The following is a 5518-nucleotide window of genomic DNA, read 5'->3' on the forward strand; positions in this document are numbered from 1 at the left end:
CCTCGGGTCTTCAGCTGCTGGATCCTGGTGCGCGTCTGAGTGCAACAGAGTTGCTCGAACACTTGACGCAGCAGAAGATCAATGCAGTGATTTCTTAAGGAACACTTTGGGATCAGTGGCGGGTTTTCGACCCACACTGAATCCATCGTCTGATCCTTGGGATCATGTGCACGTGCACCGTCTGTGGTGGCAGTGGGATGCAGCGGGTGTCGGGGGATCGCTTCCGAACCTGCATCGTCTGTCTGGGGACCGGCCAGATTAATTCAGCGGTGCAATCAGCACCGTTGAACCACCAGCCACTCAACACCCCAGGCCTGGCCAAACTCAGCTGTCCAACTCGGCCCCTGGCTTGATCCTCAGCCCAGGGGAGTCTTCTGATCGTTCTGGATCACGAAGTAGGTGACCGTCGCCACAACGATCAACAGTGGCACCGCGGTGAACAGCAGCAGGGCAATGGCGGTCCAGTCGGTGTACACGGTGGGGTGATGGGTCGAAGTTGAGGCATCATCTCAGCAAATCGCTCCCCTGAGCCCTGCTCGCGCGCTCCGACACAGTCCTGCTACTCCTCGCCATGGCGGCCCCTGTGGTACTGGCGTCGCCCTTGGCAGCCTTTCAGGCCCGAGCAAAGCGCTGCTTTGAGGCCCGTCAGCCTCAGCTCTGTGAACAAGCCTTAATCGAGGCGGAGGCACTGCAGCGACAGGCGTCAGCCCGCAGTGCCTATCCATGCCAGACCTTGCTGTTGGGGGTTCAGGCGGATCTGGTGATGCAGCAGATGCAGGCGGGCCGCGGCGCCGAGGCCATTGCCGACCTGCAGGCTGCGACCCACGGCTGCGCTGGGCTCTGACGCATCCCGTTATTGGCCAACAATCACCGGCGGCGTGCTGCCCCCACGAATGGGCGGAACCACCTTTGTTTTTCCGTCCCACTTGTCGAGGAACAGCTTGTAAAGAACGCTGTCATTGAGCGAGCGGGTCAAGGTCTGAAACTTCAGGGCCTCTTGCTCGGCAATCTGAACCTCTGTTTTAGCGCGCAGAAGTTGCTGTTGCGCGATTTGCTTCTGCTCGATTGCCGCTCGGTATTCCTCAGCAATCTTGAGGCCAGTAATGTCCAGGCCTTTGACAGCCACATAGTCGAATTTGCTCAGCTCATTGGAGACGCTTTTCTGCACAAGGGTGGAAATGTTGTTCCAGTCGGTGGCGATGGTGTCGAGTTCATACTTTGAGAACACCGATTTCAGGGATTTCAGCAGTGATGGCTGAATCACCCTGGCGTAAATCGCAGAGTCATCGATGGCAATCGTGCTGTAGATCCTTGGGGCTTCCCCGGGCTTGACCGCATATTTCACCGTTGCTGTGGCTTCGATCACCTGCAGGTCTTTGGTGAGCGTTGAAAATTTTTCGGGGATGACCTGCGTTCTGACGCTGAAATTATGGGTCGACTGAATGAACGGAAGTTTGAGGTTCAATCCCGGCTCTCTTGGGGTGTTGGAGACTTTCCCAAGGGTGGTGACCACGCCAACTTCACCGGCGGGAACAATGAACACACTGGAGAGCAGAGCAATGCCACCAATGAAGACCGTGGTCACGCCCGCCACGGTTTTGGTGATCTGCTCCGGCTGGGGGTTGGCTTGCATGTTACTGGTTTGAATTGATATTTAAAATAGTAGTGATTCGTTATTGGTCGTCAGCAAAAAGTTTCTGATGATGTCTGGGCTGGTGCAGCAGCGATTGTGTTGTTTGTGCCCAGTTAGCTTCTGCGTTCCCGATGCATCCAGCTGATCCAGTCTGCGGAAATCTCCTGTGGACAGACTGCCTCGCATTCGAGGTTGCTGCTGCAGCTGCCGAAGCCCTCGGCCTCCATCTGGCGTTGCATGGCGTCGGCGCGGCTGGCCCGTTCTGGTTGCCCCTGCGGCAGTTGCCCCAAGTGCGCCAGCTTGGCGGCCACGAACAGGCTTGCCGAGGCATTACGGCAATTGGCGACGCAGGCGCCACAACCAATGCAGGTTGCCGTACTGAAGGCGCTGGTGGCCTGCTCCTGGCCCACGGGCATGGCATTGCCGTCCGGGGCCTGGCCGGTGCCCGTTGAGCAGTAGCCGCCGGCCGCGATCAGCCGGTCGAAGGCGGAGCGATCCACCATCAGATCCTGGATCGTAGGGAAGGCCTTGGCTCGCCATGGATCCAGGGTCAGCACCGCACCATCGCTGAACTCCCGCAGGTAGAGCTGACACACGGAGGTGGCGCCCCGAGGGCCATGGGCCTGGCCGTTCACCAGGAAGCCGCAGCTGCCGCAGATGCCTTCGCGGCAGTCGTGCTCGAAGCTCACCGGCCGTTCTCCGGAGCTGATCAGTTGTTCGTTGAGCTGATCGAGGGCCTCCAGCAGGGAGAGGTCGGGGGAGATGTTCTCCAGCCGATGGCTCTGGTAATCACCGGGTTGATCGACGCTGCTCTGGCGCCAGATGCGCAGGGTGAGTTTCATTTGTAGCTCCGGGTGCTGGGTTGCAGCGCGGTGAACTGCAGCGGTTCGCTGTGGCGGATTGGCTCACCGTCGGTGTTGTGCTCCCAGGCGGCGATGTGGGCGAAGTTCACGTCGTCCCGTCGGGCTTCGCCATCGTCACTTTGGTGTTCCTCGCGGAAGTGGGCACCGCAGGACTCCTCCCGGGCCAGGGCATCCCGCAGCATCAGCTGGGCTAGCCCGAAGAAGTCTTTGACCCGCAGCGCTTTCTCCAGCTCGGCATTGGGGCCACTGGCCTCGCCCGGCACCCGCACCTCGGCCTCGAACCGCTTTTCCAGCACCTTCACCTGCTCCAGCCCCTCCCGCAGACCATCGGCATGGCGGCTGATGCCGCAGCGGTCGATCATCACGCTCCCCAGCTCGCGATGGAAGCTGTCCACCGGGGTGTTGCCTTCGCTCTTGATCAATTGGCTGATGCGGCGGCGGGTGCTCTCCAAGGCCTCGCGGCAGGCCGGGTGATCCGTGGGCACATCCTGCGTCGGGGTGCCCGCCAGCCAGGCCGTGACCGTGAACGGCGCAATGAAGTAGCCATCGGCGAGCCCTTGCATCAGGGCGCTGGCGCCCAGGCGGTTGGCGCCATGTTCGGAGTAGTTCGCTTCCCCTAAAACAAACAGGCCTGGGATGGAACTCATCAGGTGGTAGTCCACCCAGAGGCCGCCCATCGTGTAGTGGGGGGCGGGATAGATCCGCATGGGCTTCTTGTACGGGTCGTCGCCGCTGATGCGCTCGTACATCGTCATCAAGTTGCCGTAGCGGGCGGCAATGGCGTCTTTGCCTTCGGCGTTGATGGCATCGGTGAGGTCGAGGTACACCGATCGTCCCCCTGGGCCAACACCCCGCCCCACGTTGCAGAGTTCTCTGGTCCGCCTGGAGGCGACGTCCCGCGGCGTCATGTTGCCGTAGGTGGGATATAGCCTTTCGAGGAAGTAGTCGCGCTCCTCTTCGGGTATCGCATCGGGTTGACGTGTCTCGCCGGGGTTCTTGGGCAGCCAGATGCGCCCGTCATTGCGTAGGCTTTCGCTCATGAGCGTCAGCTTGCTCTGGAAGACATCGCCACTGGGAATGCAGGTGGGATGAATCTGGGTGAAGCAGGGATTGGCGAACAGTGCCCCTTTGCGGTGGGCCTTCCAGATCGCACTGGTGTTCGACTTCAGTGCGTTGGTGGAGAGGAAGTAGACGTTGCTGTAACCGCCGGTGCAGAGCAGAATCGTGCGGGCGGTGTGGACCTCCAGCTCACCGCTCAGCAGGTGGTGCGCCACCACACCATGGGCAACCCCATCCACGGTGATCAGCTCGAGTACGTCCCGGCGGGTGAGCAGTTGAATGCGGCCCAGCTCCACCTGGCGCATCAAGGCCTGGTAGGCGCCATAAAGCAATTGTTGACCGGTCTGCCCCCGGGCATAGAAGGTACGGCTCACCAGGGCCCCGCCAAAACTGCGGGTGGCCAGGCTGCCGCCGTATTCGCGCGCGAAAGGCACCCCCTGGGCCACGCATTGATCGATGATGCCGCTGCTGATTTCTGCCAGCCGCTGGCAGCCCGCTTCCCGGGCGCGGAAGTCGCCTCCTTTGAGGGTGTCGGCGAATAGGCGGCTGACGCTGTCGCCATCCACCGCCACAGAACGTGCGGCATTGATCCCCCCCTGGGCGGCCACCGAATGGGCACGTCGCGGGCTGTCGTGAAAGCTGAGCACCGTGACCCGGTAGCCCTGTTGGGCCAGTGTCGCAGCGGCGGAAGCGCCCGCCAGGCCGGTACCCACCACGAGCACATCTATATCCCTTTTGCGCAGAGGGCTGATCAGCGGCAATCCTTCGCGGGTCCGTCGCCAGGCATCGGCGAGCGGACCGGCGGGAATTCTGGGATCAGGCAGTCCGTTCGTCATGCCAAGCCTCCGAGGGCCAGTCCCAGGCTGATCAGCAGGAAGCCTCCAGCGATCCCCGACGCCAAGAGGCAACCTCCCCAGCGGATGCTGGGGCCGTTGGCCGGGGTGAGCAGACCCAGGTTGCGGTGGGCTGCTTCCGCGCCATGGAGCAGATGCAGGCCAATGGCCAGGCTTCCGGCGGCATAAACCACCAGACTGATCGGGTGCTGCAGCACCTGCTGCTGCACCTCTCGTTCCAGCCCATCGGTCGGGCGTGGCCAGCGCAGTTGCTGCAGGTGCAGGGCCAGAAATCCCAAGGTGATTACACCGGCAGCCAACTTGCTGCGGCTGGCGAATGCCTCGAGCGGACGACCGCGCCGGCTGCGCAGCGCCGCTGTGTTTCCAGCACCCCGAGTCCGCAGCGATTTGGCGACGGTGAAGCTCAGATGCACGGCTGCGGTGGCGGCAAGGCTGACTTCCAACACCGGCAGCCATGGCTGGTGATGCAGGGCCGTGGCGTAGTGCTCGAACTGCACCGGTGCGATCAGCGCGGGCAACAAACCGGCTAGATGAACTACCAGAAACAGCACCAGCAGCAACCCGCTGATGGCCGAGCCAATACGCATCAAGGTTGGATCCTGCATTAACCCCAGGCCACAGGATTTCGGCTGGGACGATACCTGCTATCGACAAGTTTTTTCGACATCAGGGTCTTCACTGATTCCCAGGCCAATCGTATTCAGAAGGTTTAAAAGGCTGTTTCCGTGCTGGTCGCCTTCGTTCAACCTTGTCATCGTGGGGAGGTTGTGAACGCTTGCTGGCGTGAGGCCGAGGTCCCGTCGTTGGACATAGCGACTTGTCTGGGTTGCTCTGGCCTGCGCGCTCACCCTGTCGATGGCGCAGCTGGGATGGAGCGCCAAGGCCGTTGTGGACCCGAGGCCCGCTCCGATCGACTGGGGGACGGCCCTGGTGGAGCTGGTGGAACCGGAAGGCCCGGCGCTTCGGATCGGCGCCTACGTCACCAACATCAGCGATATCGATCCCCTGCAGGACCAGTTCTCCGTGGAGATGTTGCTTTGAACCACCTGGGCCGGTGATCCGCAGGCCGATCCCAGTGATCAGCTGATGATCCTCAACGGGATCTACGA

At 61.7% G+C, this 5518-nt stretch carries 6 protein-coding genes and 1 pseudogene; 3 read left to right on the forward strand and 4 right to left on the reverse strand.

The window, feature by feature from the left end; all coding sequences use genetic code 11:
* Both ACGVJ8_RS04140 and ACGVJ8_RS04145 read left to right on the forward strand, forming a co-directional pair.
* Positions 1 to 98, forward strand: a pseudogene (locus ACGVJ8_RS04140) (tRNA glutamyl-Q(34) synthetase GluQRS); the annotation flags it as partial.
* Between the two features lie 473 nt (positions 99 to 571).
* Positions 572 to 844 carry a hypothetical protein gene (locus tag ACGVJ8_RS04145; RefSeq protein WP_392345695.1) on the forward strand — a complete coding sequence of 91 codons (273 nt, stop codon included), beginning with the start codon at positions 572 to 574 and terminating at the stop codon, positions 842 to 844.
* Between the two features lie 9 nt (positions 845 to 853).
* On the opposite strand, the gene ACGVJ8_RS04150 is transcribed toward ACGVJ8_RS04145, so the two are convergent.
* The 4 genes from ACGVJ8_RS04150 to ACGVJ8_RS04165 all read right to left on the reverse strand — a co-directional run bounded on the left by ACGVJ8_RS04150 (position 854) and on the right by ACGVJ8_RS04165 (position 4996).
* Positions 854 to 1633, reverse strand: coding sequence for a prohibitin family protein (locus tag ACGVJ8_RS04150; RefSeq protein ID WP_392345697.1), 780 nt, complete (start codon positions 1631 to 1633; stop codon positions 854 to 856).
* 113 nt (positions 1634 to 1746) lie between these two features.
* Positions 1747 to 2475: a succinate dehydrogenase/fumarate reductase iron-sulfur subunit gene (locus ACGVJ8_RS04155; RefSeq protein WP_392345699.1), complete on the reverse strand. Its 729-nt coding sequence runs from the start codon at positions 2473 to 2475 to the stop codon at positions 1747 to 1749.
* Complete coding sequence (locus ACGVJ8_RS04160; RefSeq protein WP_392345701.1) at positions 2472 to 4391, reverse strand: fumarate reductase/succinate dehydrogenase flavoprotein subunit; 1920 nt, start codon at positions 4389 to 4391, stop codon at positions 2472 to 2474. The genes ACGVJ8_RS04155 and ACGVJ8_RS04160 overlap by 4 nt, the downstream gene beginning before the upstream one ends.
* Positions 4388 to 4996, reverse strand: a complete 609-nt coding sequence (locus ACGVJ8_RS04165; RefSeq protein WP_392345703.1) for a succinate dehydrogenase cytochrome b subunit — start codon at positions 4994 to 4996, stop codon at positions 4388 to 4390. The genes ACGVJ8_RS04160 and ACGVJ8_RS04165 overlap by 4 nt, the downstream gene beginning before the upstream one ends.
* Before the next feature lie 268 nt (positions 4997 to 5264).
* Between ACGVJ8_RS04165 and ACGVJ8_RS04170 the strand changes: the two genes are divergently transcribed.
* Positions 5265 to 5450 (forward strand): hypothetical protein, encoded by a 186-nt coding sequence (locus ACGVJ8_RS04170; RefSeq protein ID WP_392345704.1) that lies wholly within the window; start codon positions 5265 to 5267, stop codon positions 5448 to 5450.
* Positions 5451 to 5518: the final 68 nt, after the last annotated feature.

The organism is Parasynechococcus sp. (assembly GCF_042954245.1).
Lineage (GTDB): Bacteria > Cyanobacteriota > Cyanobacteriia > PCC-6307 > Cyanobiaceae > Parasynechococcus.

What these genes read in the sequence shown, in the direction of transcription:
- ACGVJ8_RS04145 (WP_392345695.1), top strand. Translation starts at nt 572, where the DNA reads ATGGCGGCCCCTGTGGTACTGGCGTCGCCCTTGGCAGCCTTTCAGGCC.
- ACGVJ8_RS04165 (WP_392345703.1), bottom strand. Translation starts at nt 4,996, where the DNA reads ATGCGTATTGGCTCGGCCATCAGCGGGTTGCTGCTGGTGCTGTTTCTG.
- ACGVJ8_RS04170 (WP_392345704.1), top strand. Translation starts at nt 5,265, where the DNA reads ATGGCGCAGCTGGGATGGAGCGCCAAGGCCGTTGTGGACCCGAGGCCC.
- ACGVJ8_RS04155 (WP_392345699.1), bottom strand. Translation starts at nt 2,475, where the DNA reads ATGAAACTCACCCTGCGCATCTGGCGCCAGAGCAGCGTCGATCAACCC.
- ACGVJ8_RS04160 (WP_392345701.1), bottom strand. Translation starts at nt 4,391, where the DNA reads ATGACGAACGGACTGCCTGATCCCAGAATTCCCGCCGGTCCGCTCGCC.
- ACGVJ8_RS04150 (WP_392345697.1), bottom strand. Translation starts at nt 1,633, where the DNA reads ATGCAAGCCAACCCCCAGCCGGAGCAGATCACCAAAACCGTGGCGGGC.